The sequence below is a fragment of the Lachnoanaerobaculum saburreum DSM 3986 genome (assembly GCF_000185385.1).
Taxonomy (GTDB): domain Bacteria; phylum Bacillota; class Clostridia; order Lachnospirales; family Lachnospiraceae; genus Lachnoanaerobaculum; species Lachnoanaerobaculum saburreum.
Window position 1 is genome coordinate 454,395 of record NZ_GL622296.1, and the last position, 22,142, is coordinate 476,536.

The following is a 22,142-nucleotide window of genomic DNA, read 5'->3' on the forward strand; positions in this document are numbered from 1 at the left end:
AGTTTATACTATGTTCCGTAACAATTACTTAACAAACACAAAGGTTTGTAATTATTTGAGATTTTAATACCGGCAAAAGCCGGTTTACTATAAAGGAAATAAGGAGCCTAATATAATGAATAACACCAGAAAACTTTTAATCGGAATTTTATCAGCGATGACCATAACTACTCTGTCACCTGCTACAGCTTTTGCAACAACCAGAGTAAGAAAGATTACATATCAGTATGGTCAGAGCGTTATGAGCGGTCCTGCACTTAAGAGCGGAACATTTATAGCAACGGTAGAAGCAAATTCACTTGATATATATAAGAGTATGTCATCAAATGAGACAATCGGTAAGGCAAATAAAGGAGAAGTATTCCAGATACTTGAGGATATGGGCAGCGGTTATGCGAGGGTTTCTTACAATGATGTTGAAGGATATCTTTCAATAAAGGATGGAGATGCTACTATAGAGGAGCTTGATACTGTGGAGGAAGCGATAGCTTCCGCTACAAAGAAGATAATGGAAGCCCAGGCATCAAATAAGAGAACTGAGATTGCCAACTTTGCCAAGACTTTTGTAGGCGGAAGATATATCTATGGCGGTACAAATCCTTATATCGGAGCCGACTGTTCAGGATTTGTAAAGTTTATTCTGGCAAATGCGGCAGGAGTAGGACTTCCAAGAACATCTGCCGAGCAGGCTACCAGAGGTGCTACAGTAGCCAGTGCGGATCAGCTTCAACCGGGAGACCTTATTTTCTACGGTTCAGGCAGATCGGTAAGTCATGTTGCTATGTATATCGGAGACGGCAAGATAGTACATGCTTCATCAACAAAAACAGGAATCAAGATTTCAAATTACAATTACAGACCTATCATCCGTATGGCAAATGTTATAGGTTAATATTTACCCCCAAAAATTTGGGGGGATTTTTTATATTGTAAAATGAAACAAACAGCATAGTTTTTTTATTTATCTTGTTGTAGTATAAACACATGCTTTGTGTTAAACTATGCTTGTAGATAATAAAAAGATTTGACGAGGGATGGTGTTATGGTTGAACTTGGCTTGAATGAAAGAGATGGCTTGGAAAAGTTGGCAACAGATGATATCTTAGTAAGACTGGCACTTGCCGGAAAATGTGGGAGAGTCTGGATACCGGCTACAGGTACAGCTTCATACTGTGTTATAAAAGTATACCATTATATATATATAGTGGGAGTTACTCCAAAGAAAGATAGAGCTGTATCTTTATGGGGAGTTATTGCAAGACATGGAGAAGGATCATATATTATCCCCGCTTCAGAGTCTTGGATAGACTGGCTTGTAGAAAATATAGATTGCAGATATAGAAACTTTTCAAGATATCTTTTGCAGTTTAAAGGTATAGAGAACAGGGATTTGTTGGTTGAGTTAAACGGTGCATTGGAAGAAGGATTGAATATAGATAAGGTGAAACCGCAAGACTATGATATTTTGTCAAAGAACATGTGGAGTGAGGATTTCTCGGCCTGCTTTGACAATAGTGAAGACTTTGCAAAAGATGCACTTGGCTATATGGTATACAAGGGAGGCGCCGCAGTCAGCGGTTGTGTAGGCAGAGCATATGGTGATGAGTTTATGGAGCTGGTATTTGCCACTAATCCTGAATACAGGAGAAGAAATCTTGCCCTTACGGCAGCATCCAATATTTCATTCTATCTTGATGACAGGCAAATAAATCCTTATATAGATGTTAGAAATCAGCATTCGGTGGAGCTGGCTTCAAGAGTCGGATTTGAATTTATAAAGGAGTATCAGGTATTCCAGATTTATAATTCAGATAATGAGATTTGAACTTAATATAGGGGTGGCGAAAGTCACCTCTATATTTATATGTGTGAGAAATGAATAAGATAAGCCTTGCAAAACGCCTTAATAATAATAAAAGAGGCTATTTGATAATCAATGCCAATCAAGGTAAACATAGACCTGCATTGATTGAAGATGTGAAAAATGAGTATGAAACACTTGCAAAACTGTCGGAAGGTATATTAAAGAATGCACTGGTGATAGGTTTTGCAGAAACCGCTATAGCAATCGGAGCGACTCTGGCCGGTAGTGCCGGAGCCTATTTTATGCAGACAACCAGAGAAAATATCTGTGCCGAAAATGAATATATATATTTTACGGAAGCACACAGCCATGCTATGGAACAAAGACTTGTACTGCCTGATATAAAAGCTATCTATGACAAAGTGGAGCGAATAGTTTTTGTAGAAGATGAGATAACCACAGGCAATACGATATGGCATTGTATAGAGGAGATAGAGAGTATATTTAACGGAAATAAAAAATATGCGATTGCTCCGCTTACAAATACACTTTCAGATAACAGAAAAAATTTTTTTAAAGAAAAAAATATTGATATTATCTATATACAAAATATCAACAAAGAAAGTTTTGAAGAGGATGTGCTTTACACTGTTACAGACGGAGATGTATGTAGGATAGGAAATGTGTCAGCAGCAAAAGATATAAAATATATTGATTTTAAAACCGATATAAGAACCAGAAGGTTACTGAATATAAAGGACTTGGATGATGAGATAGTAAGACTTGAAAATACCTTGGAAGAAAACATAGATATAAAAAATCTTATAAAAGATAAGAAAATTATCACGGTACTTGGAACAGAGGAGTTTATCTATGTGCCGATAAGACTGGCAGAGTATATAGATAAGAATACAGAAGAGTTTGCAAAGGTATATGTACATTCATCTACAAGAAGTCCTATTGAAGTGTCAAAGGAAGATGACTATCCGTTAAATACCAGATATGAGGTAAAGAGTATCTATGATAAAAACAGACAGACATATATTTATGATCTGAAAAACAGCGATATATTCTTTTTAGTCAGTGACGGCAAGGATAAGATTGGAGAAAATGATATATTGGAGGCAATCAGACTTGCCGGAAACAAAGATATATACTTTATCAGGTGGGATAATGAACAGCAGTTATAAAAAAGAGGATGTAATATTTCTTTTAAAGGATGTCACAGGTATGGTGGAACCTCTGGCAAGTGAAAAAAGAGAAAAACTTATACAGTCAGGGATGCATTACAGTGAAATGCTTCCGATAGAATATATACCGAGTAAGGAGTATATGAATATATATTTTGATTCTCTAAGAATATTCGGACAGTCTGTGGCGGATGCAATCGGTACACTTGCAGATAAGGTAATAGAAAAAAGGGGGAAAAATATTGTACTTGTTTCACTGGCAAGAGCAGGCACTCCTATAGGTATACTTCTGAAAAGATATATTAAGTGGAAGTATAATATTGAATTATCACATTATTCCATATCTATAATTAGAGACAGAGGTATTGATGACAATGCTATGAAATATATTCTGGCACACCATAATGCAAAGGATATATTGTTTGTAGACGGTTGGATTGGAAAGGGTGCAATACTTAAGGAATTAAAGAAAGCTGCAACAAATTATAAAGGAGTATCCCCTGAGCTTGCAGTGGTATGTGATCCGGCAGGCGAGACTACACTTGCAGGAACATATAATGATATATTTATCCCGAGTTCCGCACTGAATGCTACAGTATGCGGATTGGTCAGCAGAACATTTTTAAGAAGTGATATAATAGGTAAAAATGATTTTCATGGGGCAATATATTATCGTGAATATGAAAGCCTTGACTTAAGCTGTCAATTTATAGATGAAATACAGAAGCTTTTTAGGATTTATACAGATAACACAAAATTGCAAAAAACAAGAGGAATTCAGACAAGAGGAATTATAGAAGTACAAAATCAGGCAAAAAAGTTTTGTATAGAAGATATAAACTTGATAAAGCCGGGTATCGGAGAGACTACAAGAGTATTACTAAGACGGGTTCCATGGAAAGTTCTTATAGATGAGAGATATAGGGATGATAAAGAACTTCGCCATATAATCAAACTGGCAAAAGAAAAAAACAGTGAAATAGAATATACCGGGCTGAACAATTATAAATGTATGGGAATTATAAAAAAGATGAAAGATATATAATAAATAAGTTTTATAATTCTTACAGCGGTTTGTATCAAGAGCTGCAAGAATTATAAAACTAAGTTTATAAAAAAGGATAATCAGTATTTTTTTACCCCGAAGTATTTTGCAAGGAATATAATCTGCATCGCCCAGCTGTAGTGGATTCTGGGTTCATTTATTCTTGTGTCGTTCACATTTGCACAGACCTGATAAATTTTCTTATCGTCAAGCACACTTTGTGCATCATCATAGTCAATACTTGATACTTTATAAGCATCATTAACAATGGAAATCTGTTTCGGGTGTACTACAGTCTTGCCTACAAAACCGTTCATTTTATCAAATTCTATTTCCCTTAAAAGCCCCTCTTCCCAGCCGATACCTGCATAATATTCAAAAGCGGGGGCTAAGAGTATATAGTCGGTTGCAAATACGGTTACAATATCTGATATAAGAGAAGCTACAGGCTTACTCTGATAAATATTTTCATCCACTTTTCTCCTGACACAGAAGGAGTTTAATACATTGCCGGTTGAAACAAGTATATTCAAAACATAGTCCTCATAGGTAGACAGTTTTTCCTTGATAGAATATAAATCGTTATATCTTGTTTTCAGATTCAGAAGTGCCATACTGTCCGGTTCAGGCAATATATATACAGGGGTGGAAAGTACCGAGTTGATACGCTGCATCTCATAGATATATACGTCTGCATTCGATATGGAAAAATCAGGCAAAATAAAGCCGGTGATGAGATCTAAAAGACTTCCGAATTTCTTATAAAGATGTGCAATATGTGCTGTAGAGAGAACTCTGATAAACAGCTTCGGAATATAGAAATTCCGCTCCTTTTTTGCAACAAACAACTTGTCCAAAGTCTTTATAAGGACATTCTCAGCCTTATCCGCCTCGGCATCATTACTTGTCATATCAAATGAAAATGCCAAAGAAAATGGAATATTAAATTTTTCAAATATTATATCATCTATAATATTTGTGTTATCTGCAGCAATATAAAGCAACGCACCCAAGCTATAGTAAATACCGGAATCTTTCATAAATTTCACCTGTCTAAAAAATATTAAATTATAAATGCATTCGGATTTCAGTAACAAAAAGTGTACAAAATCATGCATCATCGGGTTGCCTTTTAGTCCCGACATCTTGAATATAGGCTCATTATTGGTATAATTATAGCATAGAAAAGTTATAAAACAAATAAAGAATTCAATGGAGTAAATATGTTTAAATACAGGTTGAATCCTATAAATATAGACTGCTATATGGACTTCGGCAGAATAAGAGGCAGCAGAAACAGTGATATCAGAAATACTTACATGGTCAAATTCACAGGAGCAACTGCCGATACACTTAAGGATATAAATGATTTGTTTACATATCTGTCAAAGGAAATGAGAGAAGGAAAAATATATTATAAATATATCAACTCATTTCAGATAGAGAATAATTGCATGACTCAAAAAACAGCCTATGAAAACTTTGTAGCCGGCGGTCATATAGATATTCTAAAAACAAGTATAGCGGAGAGTGAACTGGCGGATGCTATAAAGAAACTGCAAAATCTTTTGCATAAATATAAGAAAAACCTGACAGAGACGATACAGAAAAATATAATTGTAAAACTGTTATACTGGTTATGTGAAAACTTTTCGGATATCAAAATAGATGGAGGCAAAAATATAAAGGTGGTTGCACAGAATATAGAGAAAGAATCTGAGATTTATTTTTTTGTGTTTTTAAATCTGCTTGGAATGGATGTCTGCCTTTTACAGTATGCCAAGGATATAAATATCATGGAAGATTTTTTTTATACTAAGAGAATCGGAGATTTTATTGAGGGCAGGCTGGATTTAAAGCCATATGATACTTCAGTGAATATAACACAAAGAGATATTAAAAGGGATAATAATATACCGGCAAATAAAGATGAAAACAGAGTGAGAATAAGCCTTGAATCTGTCAGAAGAAAGGACAGAGACAGTAAGACGGCGGCAAAGACTGAAGGGAGTATGGCGGCAAATACAAATCATATATCAAATATAAGAACGGCAAAGGCAGGTAGTGTATTGCCTGATACCAATATACCCGACTCCGGTGTAAAAAGAGATAGGGAACTTAGCTATATAGAGCTTGCAAAACTTTCAACATCCATTGTAATGATTGCGGTATATGACGGCAGACAAAAGATGCTTGGAACCGGTTCAGGCATAATGATCGGAAAGGACGGTTTTATACTTACCAATGATCATGTAATCAGAGGCGGTCACCATTTTGAAGTAAGAATTGAAGATGATGAGAGAACCTATAAAACCGATGAAGTGATAAAGTACAATCAGTACCTTGACCTTGCTATAATAAGGATACCCAGAGTGCTGAATCCGCTTAGACTTTACAGTGGAAGTAAAAAGCTTGTAAGAGGTCAAAAGGTTGTAGCTATAGGAAGTCCTCTCGGACTTTTCAATTCAGTTTCGGACGGCATCATATCCGGATTCAGAAATATAGACAATGTGGACATGATACAGTTCAGTGCACCGATCTCACCGGGTTCATCAGGCGGTGCGGTTTTAAATATGTATGGAGAGATAATAGGAATAAGCACAGCGGGATTTAGTGAAGGACAGAACATAAATCTGGCAGTGCCGTATGATGCCATTTACGGATTTGCAAAAAGCTTTATAAGATAATACTTGAAAGGGGATAAATATATGCTGTTGCATCAAAAGATAAAAGGGCCGGATGATTTTTTTAAAAGACTGAGTATGAGAAAGCCGAGAGGAGTCTATTTTTACAGAATAAACTCCTATGATGAAACAATACTTGAATTTGTTAGAAAGTATTATGAATTGGCAAAAAAAGATGGTACAATCATTGATACACATATTGAAAATCCGACAGCCGAAAATATCGCATATTTTAACGAGATTATCGGTGACAGATATGTGCATGGTCCGGGTTTTATAGCGGACGCTCTAAAGAGATGGTTGCCAAGGATCAGAGATTATGAGAGAGCATCTATGGCGGACGGAATCTTTGACAGCTTGGAGGTGTTAAGGCGACAGGGCAAAAATATAGAAATATTAAAGAACAATTTTACAAGGATAATGTGTTGGCTCTACTATAACTTTTATAATATTATGGAAAAGCTTGGAAGTGAGGATATACCGAAGATTATATTCTGGGGAAATGTAAACTTCTCGGAGCTTTCCACCTTGAATATATTATCAAATGCAGGAGCGGATATTATACTCTTGCAACCGGGCGGCGACTCACAGTACCTGGCAATAGATCCCAAATCGCAATTTTCAATAGATTTAAAAATGGGTACGGAAGGTTTTCCGCCCGGATTTAATCTGGATTGGCTTCTTAAGCTGTATGAGGATGACAAGAACAGAAAACTCTTATACAGCGGCAATGTAAATATCAAGCCGAATACCAATACATGGCTTAGCGGTGATATCTTTGAAGATTTAAAGAATACTAAAAGAGGTGAGAATACCGCCTTTTTCTACAATATGTTTGTAAGGATAAACGGTTGTGACAACAGAAATAATTATATAAATGAATTATATCTTTTGTATCAGGACTTAAAGAGAGCAAACAGAAAGATACAGGTAATAAACAATAATATTTCAAATCCGAGTGTTGACGAGATAGCTAAGATAAAAAGAGGCAATTATGCCAATGAAAATCAGCTTATTCTTGACCTGAAGACCAATATCAAGTTTACAAGCAATACCTTTATAGATGTTGCAAGAGATGCCTTTGTAGATACTATGATTGAGACAAGTAAGCTTATGAATATGGATCTCAATAAGATACTGAACAAGGGCATATATATACTGTGTTGGATTAACAGATATATAGTGGAGTTGATGAAAGGAACGGATATTCATTCTCCCACACCGATACTTATATATTTCGGTACTGTGGAAAGTGACAGTGAATGCCTGTTTTTAAAGATGGCGGCCAAGTTGCCGATAGATGTGGTTATATTTAACCCTGAAAAGATAAAAGATAAGCTTGAAGATAAAAATCTCTATGATATCCAATTTGACGAGACATTGAAAGTAAAGGAGTTTCCGACAGACAGCGCAGGTCTTACTATTAGTACAACGGCATATAATGCGGAAAGAGATTTGGACAGTATGATGTACTCTGATACAGGTATGTACAGAGATATGCAGTTTGCAAAGGCAAATGCGATAAGACTGTCTACAACTTATGAAGAGATAGCCATATATTGGAAGCAGGAAGCCAGATTCAGACCGAATTTTTCTACGGTAGACAATGTGGTAAATATTCCTGTGATATGTGCAAAGGTTTCAGGTGTGCCAAACTCCGATATTGATACATATTTCGGCAAAATAAAAGATTTGCTGACAGATACCACACTCCTATATAAGAATGAAAATATTTGTAAGAACAATGTAAGTGTGGCGGCGGGTGTGACTTCATTTTATAAAAATAACAGGCTTGATAAAGAGGGCATCAAAAAATGGGACGGGTTTAAATATGACTATCTTAGAGCCGAAACACAGGACTATATTTTAAGTAAGCTGTCTGCTCTTTTAAAGAGTAGAATAATAGTCGGAACGGGGCAAAACGGTGTCGAGTATAAGATTATTACAATTGTTTTAGACTTGCCTAAGGAAATTTTAAGATTTATACAAAGCTTTGATTTTACAAAATGCCCTCCAAAGCTTATAATAGTAAATACAACTGAGAGCATAATCTCGTTGGAGGACAGCATAATTGCGGCTTTTTTGAATTTGATTGGCTTTGATATATTATTTTTTGTACCGACAGGCTATGATAATACCGGCAAATATTTCAACAATCAGATAATGGAAGAGCATATAATCGGCAATTATCTTTATGATGTAGCTATACCTGATTTCAGTAGGCTAAAGTCCGGCAAAGATAAGAAAAAATCATTTTTTGCCAGATTTTTTGGTTAATAAAACTATAGAACTCTGTGTCTGCTGTTTTTAAAGCACAGAGCGAGGAGGGAAGAATGGGACTCGATTTTTCAAAGGCAAAACAAAGTGAAGCCGGTGTAGTAACAAACACTGCTACAGAAGGTGAGACATTACCGGCTACCACTCAGACTTTCGATATTGCAATAGAGTCTGAGAAACTGAGAAATGATTTAGTTGATTCGGCAGAGGTGGATGCACTTGTAAGTAAGATAGAGCTTAATAATCTTGACAGTATAGTGACCTTTGGCGGAGAAGTGGCTACTGAGATATCCAAGTCATCGGATTTGGTACTCAACAGCATGAATATCTCTCAGATCGAAGAGACATCCAAGATGCTTGGTGTACTTTCCAATATCATGAGTAAGTTTGATATTGAAGAGATTAAGCAGGATCCGGGTCTTTTTGATAAACTTTTTGGCGGTATCAAAAAGCAGCTTGATAAGATAATGGCAAAATATCAGACCATGGGCGGTGAGATTGACAAGATATATGTAGAGCTTAAAGGCTATGAAGGTGAGATCAAAGAGACCAACAAAAAGCTCAACACTATGTTTGACTCAAATGTAAATTATTACCATGATCTGCTTAAGTATATCTTGGCAGGTGAACAAGGCTGTAAAGAACTTGAGTCGGCTATCGCAGACAGAACTGCCGAGATGGAGCGCACCGGTGATAAGTCCATACAGTTTGAGCTTACCACTCTTAACAATGCACTTATGATGCTTGAGCAAAGAACACAGGATCTTAGAGTGGCTGAAAATGTGGCTATGCAGACTATTCCAATGTTAAAGACAATGGAATTCAGCAATATAAACCTGATAAGAAAGATAAATTCGGCTTTTATTATAACATTGCCTATATTTAAACAGAGTCTGGCACAGGCTATTATGCTTAAGAGACAGAGATTGCAGGCGGAAGCACTATCAGAGCTTGATAAAAAGACAAATGAGATGATTTTAAAGAATGCAACCAATACTGTTGAACAGGCAAAACTTACAGCACAGATGGCTTCAGGCAGCTCAATAAAAGTAGATACTCTTGAGAAGTCTTGGAAAACTATTGTAAACGGTATCGAAGAGACCAAGAGAATACAGGATGAAGCCAGAAGACAGAGAGCTGAAGACAAGGTAAAACTTGAAAATATTAAAAATGAATTTTATAAAAAATTCGGTGTATAAAGGAGGATTTTATGCCAATCAATTTATCAAAGGGACAAAAAGTAGATTTAACAAAGACAAATCCGGGACTGAAAAAAGTTATCGTAGGTCTTGGATGGGATGTAAATGCATTTGATTCAGGTGCGGACTTTGACCTTGATGCGGCGGCATTTATGGTAGGCTCAAACGGAAAATGCCCTACTGAAAAGGACTTTATTTTCTACGGTAATCTGAAGCATCCGTCAGAGAGTGTGGAGCATATGGGAGACAATCTGACAGGTGAAGGAGACGGAGATGATGAGCAGATAAAGATTGATTTGTCAAAGGTACCTGCAAATATAGAAAAGATTGCATTTACCGTAACAATCTATGATGCGGAGTCAAGAAGACAGAACTTCGGTCAGGTTTCAAATGCCTATATCAGAATAGTGGATGAAGTGACAAATACAGAGATTATCAGATTTGACTTGGGTGAGGACTTCTCTATTGAGACTGCCGTAGTAGTCGGTGAACTTTATAAACATAACGGTGAGTGGAAGTTCAATGCTATAGGAAGCGGTTTCGGCGGCGGACTTGCCGCACTTTGCAACCACTACGGAATAGAAGTGGCATAGGTAAAAGAGAGCAGGAGGATTTATGTCTATCAGTTTACAAAAGGGACAAAAGGTAAGTCTTACAAAGGAAAATGCAGGCCTTAAAAAGATTGTAGTCGGACTTGGCTGGGATGAAGCTAAAAAAAGCGGCGGATTTTTATCATCACTGTTCGGCGGTTCAAGCGGTGAAAGCAATATCGACTGTGATGCATCAGCTTTTCTTTTACAGGACGGCAAGTTGGTACATAAAGAAGATGTTGTATACTACGGCAATCTTCGTCACAGATCCGGTACAGTTATTCATATGGGCGACAACCTGACAGGTGCAGGTGAGGGAGATGATGAACAGATTACAATCGACCTTGCAAGTGTTCCGGCAGAGTATGACAGAATAGTCATTGTTGTAAATATCTATCAGGCAAAACAAAGACATCAGGAGTTCGGAATGATAAGAAATGCATTTATCAGACTTGTAGATGCTTCAAACAACAAAGAGATACTTAAGTACGATCTTACAGAAAACTATGCAGGCATGACCGCAATGATTTTTGGAGAGGTGTACAGACATAACGGTGAGTGGAAGTTCTCAGCTGTAGGACAGGGTACCACAGATGCAAGCCTTGGAGAACTTGCAAATAGGTACATATAATACTTTTAATTATTGTGAAACTGTTGTAAAATAGTCTGGTTATTATAAATTACGGGAGAGAGCTTTTGCTTTCTCCTAAAACTTTGAAAGAGGAAATTATATGAAATTTACCGGTTTGACTGAGAAAGAAGTAGAGCAGTCAAGACAGAAAAACGGCTCAAATGTGATTCCCGATTCCGAACCGACCACCTTTTGGCAGGAATTTAGAGAATCGTTTAACGATCCGATAATAAGGATACTCCTTGCAATTGCGGCACTTATGATAGCGATGTATTTTTTCGGACATGCAGAGATTTATGAGTCGCTTGGAATTATAATTGCAGTAATCATAGTTGCTTTTGTATCTGCAAAGACAGGAGTGGCAAGCGATACCAAGTATCGTGAGCTGAAGGACAACACAAAGAAGGATACCTGTAAGGTCTATAGAAACGGTGTTGTAACTATCATAGACGTAGATGATGTGGTAGTAGGTGATCTGGTACTTTTACAGTCGGGAGATAAGATACCGGCGGACGGTATTCTAATAAACGGGGATTTAAGAGTGGACAACTCCGCACTTAACGGTGAAGCTGAGGAATGTAAAAAGACTGCTGCCGACGAGTCTTTTGAACTTAGAGAAGATATAACAGGTGATACCTTTGTAGATGCTCACTCACTTTTTAGAGGTGCGGTGGTATTTGACGGTGAGGGTGTTTTAGCGGTAAAAAGAGTCGGACTTAAGTCAATGATGGGTAAGATGGCTCTTGAGATGAATGAGGAAGACCCTGATTCACCGCTTAAGGTAAAGCTTGGAAAGCTTGCACATCAGATATCCATATTCGGATATGTAGGTGCGGTAGTTATTGCGGTTTTGTACCTCGCATACTTTGTAATAAGAGCCGGCGGATTTGCTCCTTATTTTGCACTTGGAATCGAGTATATAGTGCAGGATATTATAAAGGCGGTTACACTGGCTATAGTTATTGTAGTTTGTGCGGTACCTGAAGGTTTGCCTCTTATGATATCGCTTGTGCTTATGCAAAATACCAGCAGGATGCTTGACCACAATGTCCTTGTAAGAAAGGCGGAGGGTATTGAGACGGCCGGTTCACTGAATATACTTTTCAGTGATAAGACAGGTACCATCACAAAGGGCAGCCTTGAAGTGGTGGATTTCTTTACGGCGGACGGCAACTCTATAGAGATTAAAGAACTTAGTAAGCACAGCAAGGTAAAAGGTCTTGTAGATATTGCAATCGGTAAAAATACACAGTCACTGTTTGATGACAGAGGGGTTGTAATCGGCGGTAATGCTACAGATCAGGCACTTATGAAGTTTATCGGAAAAGATACTTTCAATGCACTGGGAGACAATAAAGATTTGGCGGTCGGAGCGCATCAGGGATTCAATTCAACAAATAAGTTCAGTCAGGCAAGGATAGATTCGCTTGGTAAGACTTTTTATAAGGGTGCGCCTGAAAGACTGCTTGCAAAGGCAAAAAAGTACCTTGATGAGAACGGTGAAGTAAAGACTGTTGATAAGGCGGTACTTGACAGAAAGATAGATGAGCTTGCAGCAAGAGCGATGAGAGTTTTGGCATTCGGATACTCACAAAAAGAGCTTGTACAAAATTCTATCAATGATGATGTGGTTATTATAGGTCTTGTAGGCATCAGAGATGATGTCAGAGCTGAGGCAAAGGATGCTATCGCGGAAGTTATGGGAGCAGGTATTCAGGTTGTAATGATTACAGGTGACAGACTTGAGACGGCTGTAGCTATTGCAAAAGATGCAGGTCTTTTGAAAAATACTTCAGACAGAGCGATTTCATCAGCAGAATTAAATGAGATGAGTGATGATGAAGTAAAGAAACTTATTCCGCATATCAGAGTAATTGCCAGAGCCCTTCCTACAGATAAGTCAAGAATGGTCAGACTCTGTCAGGAGATGAATCTTGTTGTAGGTATGACCGGTGACGGTGTAAATGATTCACCTGCATTAAAGAGAGCGGATGTAGGCTTTGCTATGGGTAACGGTACTGAGGCGGCCAAGGAGGCCGGAGAGATTGTAATACTTGATGACAACTTCAGGTCAATAAAGGATGCCATACTCTACGGCAGAACAATCTATCACAATATACTTAAGTTCTGTAAGTTCCAGCTTGTTATCAATGTAACTGCGGTTATAGTAAGTGCTGTTGCTCCTTTCTTTGGAATAGAAGAACCGCTGAAGGTAACCCACCTTCTGTTTGTAAACCTTGTAATGGACGGTCTGGGAGCTATAATGCTTGGTAATGAGCCTGCAAAGGAAAGCTATATGCTTGAAAAGCCGAGAAGAAGAGATGAAAATATCGTCAGCAGGAATATGGCTGTTCAAATCCTTACTATGGGACTTTGGCTGACAATTATAAGTTTTATATATCTTAAAGTACCGTTTTTCCTTAATCTGTTTGGCGGAAATGTTGATGAATTGATTACAGGTTACTTTGTACTGTTTATAGCAAGTGCATTGTTTAACGGATTCAATGTCAGAGATGACGGCTTCGGTATCTTTAGCGGATTAAAAGAAAACCCGGGATTTTTAAAGGTATTCTTTGCCATTATTATAGTACAGGCATTGATAGTAAATTCAGGTTTAATACCGCTTGCACCTTTCCAATTTATCGGAAGGATGTTCAGCTGTGTACCTTTCGGTATAGTCGGCTGGATAACAGTATATATATTGGCGTTCACAATGATACCGGCAGATCTGCTTAGAAAAGTTGTAACGGGAACATATAAGAATGCGTAATAATAACAAAGGCGTCCAAAAGGGGCGTCTTTATTAAATTGAATTATATATAAGATAAATTTATGTCGATAAGTTTCAGACTGCTTATTTTCCCCTCCTTTACTTTTTGTTCATTTTTTGTTAAAATTAGAATGTTGTTTTGAACAATGAAAATTGAATAAGGAGGTGCTTTTATGTCACAACTGGGAAGTATAATAATAGCGGTGATACTCTCGATAGTTGTTGTGGCGCCTCTAAGTTGGAGTTTAGCGATTGCTCATCGTAAAAAGTCATATGAAGATAAAATCGGATCAGCAGAGATTAAATCCAGAGAAATAATAGAGGAAGCCTTAAAAACAGCCGAAACAAAGAAACGTGAAGCTCTCTTGGAAGCGAAAGAAGAGTCAATAAAGACAAAAAACGAGCTTGACAGAGAGGTGAAAGAGAGAAGGGCGGAGTTGGCCCGCTATGAGAAAAGAGTACTTAGCAAAGAAGAGAACTTGGACAAGAAGCAGGATTTACTTGAAAAGAAGGAAGAAAGTGTTCTTGCAAGAGAAGAAAGCATACTTTCAAGAAGTAAAGAAGTAGAGACCCTGTATAATAAGGGGATAGCTGAGCTTGAGAGGATATCAGGTCTTACAAGTGATCAGGCTAAGGAATTTTTATTGCAATCAGTTGAAGATGAAGTGAAACATGACAAGGCAAAACTAATCAAAGAGTTAGAGAATGCCGCAAAGGATGAAGCCGATAAAAAGGCTAAGGAATATGTGGTAACTGCAATTCAAAGATGTGCAGCAGACCATGTAGCGGAAACAACAGTTTCAGTAGTGGCGTTGCCCAATGATGATATGAAAGGCAGGATTATTGGCCGTGAGGGTAGAAACATACGTACACTGGAGCAGCTTACAGGAGTAGAGCTTATCATAGATGATACACCCGAGGCGGTAGTTTTATCCTGTTTTGATCCTGTAAGGAGAGAAGTAGCCAGAGTAGCACTTGAGAAGTTGATTGTTGACGGTCGTATCCATCCTGCAAGAATCGAAGAGATGGTGGACAGAGCAAAAAAAGAAGTCGACAATATAATGAGAGAAGAAGGTGAGAATGCAGCACTTGAGGTAGGTGTGCATGGTATACATCCGGAACTTATCAAATTGCTTGGAAGAATGAAATTCAGAACCAGCTATGGTCAGAATGCTTTGAAACATTCTGTAGAAGTGGCACAGCTGGCAGGACTTTTAGCAGCGGAAGTTGGAGTGGATATTAGATTGGCAAAGAGAGCCGGTTTATTACATGATATTGGAAAAGCCATCGACCATGAGGTGGAAGGTTCACATGTTCAGATTGGTGTGGAGCTTTGTAAGAAATACAAAGAACATCCTGTTGTAATCAATTCTGTGGAATCACATCATGGAGATGTTGATCCGGAGTCACTTATAGCTTGTCTGGTTCAGGCGGCAGATACTATATCGGCAGCCAGACCCGGTGCAAGAAGAGAGACCTTGGAGACATATACTAACAGATTAAGTCAGCTTGAGGAGATCACAACTTCATTTGACGGGGTTGAGAAGTCATTTGCCATACAGGCAGGCCGTGAGGTAAGAATTATGGTATTACCTGAAAGAGTAAGTGATGACGATATGGTTATATTGGCCAGAAATATCTCAAAGAGAATAGAAGAAGAGATGCAATACCCGGGTCAAATCAAGGTAAATGTAATCAGAGAATCAAGAGTGGCGGATGTTGCAAGATAATAATAAGGGAGATGGCGAAAGGCTGTCGCCCTTTTTTTAGCGGACAAAACCTCAATAATATTTGATTTTAATTAAAATTCATATAATAGTAATTGACTGAAAGTGTAAATTAGTATTTAATATTAAGGAGAGAGTTCTTTAGTAAATATGATTGAAAGGATATAGATATATGATCAGTTTTGAAAAGAAATTTGCAATAGTGATGTTAAGCGGAATAATGAGTTTGGCAGCTTCTATGACGGCATTTGCCGCCTCGGGAATAAAGTCGGTAAAGATAAATATAAAGTCGGATGCTGTAACGGTAGGTAAGCCCAGGAATATAGATGATATTACAGTAAGTACATCGGGAAGTAGCTACAGCATAGAGGGTGTGGATTTCTTAGATATGGGTACCAATTGGGAGCTTACAGATATTCCGAAGATAACAGTACATTTGGCGGCTGATGATAACTACTACTTCAGTGTATATAAGGCGGAGGATTTTAAGATTACAGGTGGAGAACTGATAGAAGCAAGAAGAGAGAATACTTCAAATGATCTGTATGTAGATATCAAATTGCCTGCACTTACAGATCAGGTTTCACTGATAGAGAGTGTGACATTGAACAGCTCGGGTCAAGCTACATGGTCCGGGGCACAGGGAGCTTCAGGCTATCAGATAAAGCTTATCAGAGACAATTCATCTACAATAGGCGGTGTACAGAACCTTACAACAAACAGTGCAGATTTAAAATATCTTATGAACAGACAGGGAACTTATGTACTTAAGGTACGTGCTTTAAGCAGTGATAATTCTAAGAGCGGCAGCTGGGTAGCCTCAAATGCTGTCAGTATAAGTCAGGCTGATGCAGATAAGAATTACAGTGAGAGTCAGAGCCGGACAACACAGGGTACATGGCAGCACAACGATAAGGGCTGGTGGTATACACAGGCTGACGGAAGTTATGTAAAATCTGCATGGAAGCAGATAGGTAGTGACTGGTACTACTTCAATGCCGACGGATATATGCTTGTAGGATGGCAGCAGATAGGCGGTAACTGGTACTATATGGATTTAAATACCGGAAAGATGCTCTCAAACGCTACAACACCTGACGGATACTATGTAGGAGCCTCAGGCATATACAGTGCAAACGGGAAATAATTATAGTTAAGTCATATTCTCATAAAAAAGGTCTAAGACCGTCGCAAATAATATGTGATGTCTAAGACCTTTTTATTGTATTATTTAATGTGTCAGATTCCCTTTATAACATAGCTGAATTTTAATGTACCGTCACCTTTCAGCAAATACTCATCAAGTGTAGGGGCACCCCATGAGTCATCACCGCCGATGCCCATCTGAGCGAGGCTGACACGAAGTACAGTCTTTGTGACAGGAGGCAGTTCAAAGTCATGTCTTGCCTCTTCAAGTTCACTTGGAGTGTAGCAAAGAGCGGATACATTGATACAGTCGCCTGCAACCAAAAGTCCGCGACCTTTTTTATCTGTAAGCTTGGCAAAGCGCACCAAAGCCTTGTTGCCGCTTTCCTGTGGTGAAAGATATTTTGCAAGCTGATCGCTTACTTTGCCGCTGTAGAGGTCGAGCTTTGCGCCCACAAGGCGGTCTGAGTAGGTTTCCATAGGACCTGCACCATACCAGGAGATATTCTCATACTCAGGCTTAAGCTTAAATAAAGTGCTAAACTCAGGCAAATCATATATGCCTGTAGCAGGAGTGTACTCGGTATTTATCCTGATGCTGCCGTCGCCATATACTTGATATTCCATACTAAGTTCATCAGCAGAGTCAGGCAGTGCATACTTATAAGTTATGGAGACATAAGTTTCACATTCCTTTATAACAGGTCTGAAAGCAGGCCAATATGTACTTTCATCCTTCGGAATCCTTGTACCGGCATAAAGTGAAGCCATCTTCCACTTTGCATATCTGAAAGGCATATTGTTGCCGATATCATTGTCTGTAGGAGCTCTCCAAAAGTTCGGTCTTGGGACAGCCTTAAGCAGTTCCTTACCTGCATATCTGTAAGATACAAGTCCGCCGAAGTTTTGTGAGAAGAGCACTTCAAAGTTCTCGCCCCTAACACCGAAATTACTTATGCCCATAATAAGTTTATAAGGTCTTTTTTCAAGTATAGGAGTATCGCATATAAGTTTAGCATCAGGTGACGGTGAAAGCGCATCAAATATCTGCATATTTTCACGCACAGCCACCTCACTAAATGTAACTTCACCTAAGTTATAAATCGTTTCGATATCAAAGACTGCCTTCACACCCACGATAAGCTCATCAGAGTATATATCAAACAGACTCTTAACCCTTTCTTTTATATTCAGGTTGTAGTCAAGTTTACAAAGTCCCTCACCGTTTATAAAGAAACTTTCTTCAAATAAAGTCTTGCCGAACTTCTTTATATATATTATAAACTTATAATCACTTAGATTTCTGAAAAGATTCCTGTTATGAATATGTAAAGTATCCTTGTCCAAATCAAGTTTCAGATCGACCGGTCTGTAATTATATCTGACAGCCTGCATCTTCGGTGAAGTATCTCTGTCGCCACCGTATACAATACCGTCTCCACTGAAGTTGTAGTCGGTAGGGGAGTCGTCAAAGTCTCCGCCGTAGTACTGTGTATCATTGCCGAAAGGATCCTTACCTGTGATACTTTGATCAATATAGTCCCAGATAAAGCCGCCTTGGAAAAGCTCCTCATCCCATGCAAGTTCGGTATAAAGCTGCATACCGCCACAGGAGTTGCCCATAGCATGTGTATATTCGCATTCGATAAAAGGCTTATCCCTGTGAGTCTTTAGAAACTCTTTGACCTCAGCCACCTTTGCATACATTCTGCTTTCAATATCTGAGGTGTCATTGTAACGGCGGTCATTATAAACTCCCTCATAGTGTACAAGTCTGCTTGAATCCGCCTTTCTGAAAAACTCACTCATCTCATATATATCACTGCCTCCGTAGCTTTCATTGCCACATGACCAGATAAGAACACTTGAGTGATTGCGGTCTCTCATATACATTGAGTTTGCCCTGTCAAGTAACAGAGGTAACCATTCCTTTTTATCTCCGGGCAGTACAAAGTCATAGTCGGATACACCCGTTATAAGACCGTCCCAGCTGCCATGAGTCTCAAGATTACACTCATCAATCAAATATATACCGTAGATATCACATAGCTCATAGAGTGCCGATGAGTTAGGGTAGTGGCTTGTCCTTATAGAATTTATATTGTTTTCCTTCATGGTCACAATATCCTTTTTGATCTCATCAAAGGTGATCGCACGGCCGAACTTTGAGCTGAAGTCATGTCTGTTTACACCTGCAAAGACAATTCTTTTACCGTTTAATGTCATTACATTGTCGGAGTTCTTTTCAAAAAGTCTGATGCCTACCTTTACTGTGGAAACCTCAAGTAAAGTCTCTCCGTCAAAAATTTCAATATAGAGAGTATAAAGATTTGGAATCTCGGCACTCCAAAGCTTAGGAGAGTTTATATCAAATGAAATATTGTTTTTGCCTGAATGTAAATTACCTACAGTTTCATAAACTACAGGCATCTCATCAAAGACCTTAAACTCATTTGATTTCAGTGTTAAGTCCACAGCGTCAAATAATCTAAGCTTTACATCCGCGTTATTACTTAAGCTTATAGAAAAATTAAGTTTAACATTCTCAAAGCTGTTATTTTCAAAGACCTGCCTGATTTCAATATCCTCAAGATGGCATTTTTGCTTGGTGTAGAGATAAATATTTCTGAAGATGCCTGAAAATCTGAAAAAGTCCTGATCCTCAAGCCAGCTACCGGCACACCACTTGGTCACCTGTATTGCAAGCTTGTTTTCTCCGTCGACTACATATTTTGTCAAATCAAACTCTGAAGGAGTGAAGCTGTCCTCACAGTAACCTATATAATAACCGTTTAACCATATGACCGCCGCACTCTCCACGCCCTCAAACCTGAGTATAAGAGAGTCCTTTATAAAGCCCTTCGGCAATGTGAAATACTTTACATAACTGCCTACAGGGTTAAAATCTGTCGGAGTTTCTCCTGATTTAAGCGCCTGTCTGCCGTCCCATGGGTATGCTACATTGGCATAGTGCGGTCTGTCATATCCTTCCATCTGTATATGTGCGGGAACTCTGATATCTTCCCAGTTCTTACAGTCATAGTCCAAAGCTTCAAAGCCGTCAGGAGTACAATTAAGATTTATAGAGTAGTCAAATTTCCACACTCCGTTTAAAGGATAAATAAGTGAAGAATTTCCCTTTAGTAACTCCGATTTATTTGCATATACACTATGATCAGAGTGGGCGGGAAGCCTGTTTTCTTCAAAGACAGAAGGGTTTGAAATATTTTTTAAGATATCTTTATTCATTTTTACCTCTCTTAAAGTTAAATTTTATCAATAAAAGGTATGAAATCTTAAAACAAGTTTCCACACCTTTAAAAAGCATATAATATATTATTTTACTGCGCCTGTAATACCTTCCGCAAATTGTTTTTGAAGCAGGAAGAATATAATAACGGTAGGTATACTGCAAAGCAGTACTGCAAGCATCAAAATGCCGTAGTCTGTCACATAGCCTTCTTTCAGATTGGCAACAAGCATCGGCATTGTGATGGAAGTCTTCTCGGTCATTATTACTTTCGGCCAAAGATATGAGTTCCAAGCGCCCATAAAGGTAATGATGGCGGCGGAAGCGTAGGTGGATTTCATTGTAGGAATGAAAATTCTAAGGAAGATATGAAATTCATTCAGCCCGTCAAGCCTTGCAGCCTCCAGTATATCATGTGGGAATGATCTGGCACTTTGCCTAAACAACATTATCAAAAACGGAGTTGAAATAGTAGGAAGCAAAAATCCCAAAGTAGTATTAAGCAGTCCCCATTTTGAAAAAGTCTGAAACAGCGGAATCATAATAGCTACAAAAGGTACCATCATTGCAAGTAAAAGCACTGACATAATGGCATCCTTTGCCTTGTCATGGTAGATCTCAAAGCCGTAGCCTGCAAGTGAACAGATAAAAAGTGCAAGTACGGTCATTACTATGGAGTACTTAAATGAGTTGGTCATAGCACCTGAAACATCACTTGCGGCAAGCAGATTTGCAAAGTTTTTAAAGAGATAGTTTCCCGGTAAGAGTGCGCCTCTTATTACCTCAATACTGGTGTGAGTGGCACTGACAGCCATCCAGTACAACGGGAAAACAGATATCAGTGATACAATTATTAAAAATATATATTTTAATGCAGTTCTTAGTTTAATCACGTTTATCACCTACTTTCATCTGGATTGCGGCAAGTACTGCTACCAGAATCAAAATAAGGAATGACATGGCGGCAGAATAGCCGAAGTTCGGCACATACTTAAAGGAAGAGTTATATATATAATGTGACATTGTAATAGTTGAATTGGCAGGTCCGCCGCCTGTAAGGTTTACAGACTCGTCAAACAGCTGCAATGTACCGTTGGTGGACATTATCGCCGTAAGCAAAATCATCGGCTTTAAAAGCGGAATGGTAATCTTTCTCAGTATTTGGAAGTATGTGGCGCCGTCAATCTTTGCAGCCTCATATATGGAATATTCGATATTTTGAAGTCCTGCAAGATAAAATACCATGTTGTAGCCTGTCCATCTCCAAAGCAGTGCGATAATAATTACAATTCTTGCGGTAAAAGGATTTGACAAAAAGTTGTATCCGGTGTGTAAGACACCAAGATGTATAAGCACATTGTTTATATAGCCGTCTACCGCAAACAGCGATCTGAAGATAATGGCATATGATACAAGTGAAGTTGCACAAGGCAAAAATATGCAGGTTCTAAAAAGTCCTTTAAATCTAAGATGCTTGTCATTAAGCAGTGATGCCAAAAGCAGTGCAAATAAAAGCATAATAGGTACCTGTACTATCAAGTATATAAAGGTATTTTTCAAAGACTGCATAAAGACCGCATCTGAAAACATTCTCTTGTAGTTTGAAAGTCCTGCAAATCTTATTTTTGCTCCTACACCGGTTTGCATAGACAGTATGACAGCTCGTATCATAGGATAGAAACTCATAATCGCTATAAGCAGTGTTGCAGGAGTCAAAAATATCCAACCTGAGATATTTTGTTTTTGTGAGAGTGAAAATTTTTTCTTGGTTCCCATTTTTTCTCCTTCTATAAACAAGGGGCAGACTTGACTATAGCCAAACCCACCCC

The 22,142-nt window shown here is 38.3% G+C and carries 16 protein-coding genes; 12 read left to right on the plus strand and 4 right to left on the minus strand.

What is annotated here, in order from left to right:
* Positions 1 to 115 precede the first annotated feature (115 nt).
* The 4 genes from HMPREF0381_RS02295 (at position 116) to HMPREF0381_RS02310 (ending at position 4,039) form a co-directional block, all read left to right on the plus strand.
* Positions 116 to 892 (plus strand): C40 family peptidase, encoded by a 777-nt coding sequence (locus HMPREF0381_RS02295; protein ID WP_008750249.1) that lies wholly within the window; start codon positions 116 to 118, stop codon positions 890 to 892.
* Positions 893 to 1,042: 150 nt separating this feature from the next.
* On the plus strand, positions 1,043 to 1,825 hold the full coding sequence (locus HMPREF0381_RS02300) for a GNAT family N-acetyltransferase (protein ID WP_008750250.1): 783 nt from the start codon (positions 1,043 to 1,045) through the stop codon (positions 1,823 to 1,825).
* Between the two features lie 50 nt (positions 1,826 to 1,875).
* Complete coding sequence (locus tag HMPREF0381_RS02305) at positions 1,876 to 2,994, plus strand: phosphoribosyltransferase domain-containing protein (RefSeq protein WP_008750251.1); 1,119 nt, start codon at positions 1,876 to 1,878, stop codon at positions 2,992 to 2,994.
* On the plus strand, positions 2,978 to 4,039 hold the full coding sequence (locus tag HMPREF0381_RS02310) for a cysteine protease StiP family protein (protein WP_008750252.1): 1,062 nt from the start codon (positions 2,978 to 2,980) through the stop codon (positions 4,037 to 4,039). The genes HMPREF0381_RS02305 and HMPREF0381_RS02310 overlap by 17 nt, the downstream gene beginning before the upstream one ends.
* Before the next feature lie 80 nt (positions 4,040 to 4,119).
* Here the strand turns inward: HMPREF0381_RS02310 and HMPREF0381_RS02315 are convergent, their stop codons facing one another.
* Positions 4,120 to 5,079, minus strand: a complete 960-nt coding sequence (locus HMPREF0381_RS02315; RefSeq protein WP_040461062.1) for an HpcH/HpaI aldolase/citrate lyase family protein — start codon at positions 5,077 to 5,079, stop codon at positions 4,120 to 4,122.
* Between the two features lie 183 nt (positions 5,080 to 5,262).
* Here HMPREF0381_RS02315 and HMPREF0381_RS02320 point away from each other — a divergent pair, with 183 nt between their 5' ends.
* From HMPREF0381_RS02320 to HMPREF0381_RS02355, 8 genes are all read left to right on the plus strand, one after another.
* On the plus strand, positions 5,263 to 6,726 hold the full coding sequence (locus tag HMPREF0381_RS02320; protein WP_040461066.1) for a trypsin-like peptidase domain-containing protein: 1,464 nt from the start codon (positions 5,263 to 5,265) through the stop codon (positions 6,724 to 6,726).
* Positions 6,727 to 6,801: 75 nt separating this feature from the next.
* On the plus strand, positions 6,802 to 9,000 hold the full coding sequence (locus tag HMPREF0381_RS02325) for a YceG family protein (RefSeq protein WP_242824382.1): 2,199 nt from the start codon (positions 6,802 to 6,804) through the stop codon (positions 8,998 to 9,000).
* 56 nt (positions 9,001 to 9,056) lie between these two features.
* A complete protein-coding gene (locus HMPREF0381_RS02330; RefSeq protein WP_050784240.1) occupies positions 9,057 to 10,199 on the plus strand; it encodes a toxic anion resistance protein in 1,143 nt (380 codons plus the stop codon).
* Between the two features lie 11 nt (positions 10,200 to 10,210).
* Positions 10,211 to 10,792 (plus strand): TerD family protein, encoded by a 582-nt coding sequence (locus HMPREF0381_RS02335; RefSeq protein WP_008750257.1) that lies wholly within the window; start codon positions 10,211 to 10,213, stop codon positions 10,790 to 10,792.
* Between the two features lie 22 nt (positions 10,793 to 10,814).
* Positions 10,815 to 11,420, plus strand: coding sequence for a TerD family protein (locus HMPREF0381_RS02340; protein ID WP_008750258.1), 606 nt, complete (start codon positions 10,815 to 10,817; stop codon positions 11,418 to 11,420).
* 100 nt (positions 11,421 to 11,520) lie between these two features.
* The gene (locus HMPREF0381_RS02345) at positions 11,521 to 14,190 is read left to right on the plus strand and encodes a calcium-translocating P-type ATPase, PMCA-type (protein ID WP_008750259.1); all 2,670 of its coding nucleotides are present in this window, start codon (positions 11,521 to 11,523) and stop codon (positions 14,188 to 14,190) included.
* A 173-nt stretch (positions 14,191 to 14,363) separates the two neighbouring features.
* On the plus strand, positions 14,364 to 15,920 hold the full coding sequence (gene rny / locus HMPREF0381_RS02350; protein ID WP_008750260.1) for a ribonuclease Y: 1,557 nt from the start codon (positions 14,364 to 14,366) through the stop codon (positions 15,918 to 15,920).
* A 169-nt stretch (positions 15,921 to 16,089) separates the two neighbouring features.
* A complete protein-coding gene (locus HMPREF0381_RS02355) occupies positions 16,090 to 17,064 on the plus strand; it encodes a cell wall-binding protein (RefSeq protein ID WP_008750261.1) in 975 nt (324 codons plus the stop codon).
* A gap of 92 nt (positions 17,065 to 17,156) precedes the next feature.
* On the opposite strand, the gene HMPREF0381_RS02360 is transcribed toward HMPREF0381_RS02355, so the two are convergent.
* The 3 genes from HMPREF0381_RS02360 to HMPREF0381_RS02370 all read right to left on the minus strand — a co-directional run bounded on the left by HMPREF0381_RS02360 (position 17,157) and on the right by HMPREF0381_RS02370 (position 22,089).
* Positions 17,157 to 20,312, minus strand: coding sequence for a glycoside hydrolase family 2 TIM barrel-domain containing protein (locus tag HMPREF0381_RS02360; protein ID WP_008750262.1), 3,156 nt, complete (start codon positions 20,310 to 20,312; stop codon positions 17,157 to 17,159).
* A gap of 87 nt (positions 20,313 to 20,399) precedes the next feature.
* Entirely contained in the window at positions 20,400 to 21,206 is an 807-nt protein-coding gene (locus HMPREF0381_RS02365) for a carbohydrate ABC transporter permease (protein ID WP_008750263.1), read from the minus strand.
* Positions 21,199 to 22,089 carry a carbohydrate ABC transporter permease gene (locus HMPREF0381_RS02370; RefSeq protein WP_040461069.1) on the minus strand — a complete coding sequence of 297 codons (891 nt, stop codon included), beginning with the start codon at positions 22,087 to 22,089 and terminating at the stop codon, positions 21,199 to 21,201. The genes HMPREF0381_RS02365 and HMPREF0381_RS02370 overlap by 8 nt, the downstream gene beginning before the upstream one ends.
* Between the last annotated feature and the right edge of the window lie 53 nt (positions 22,090 to 22,142).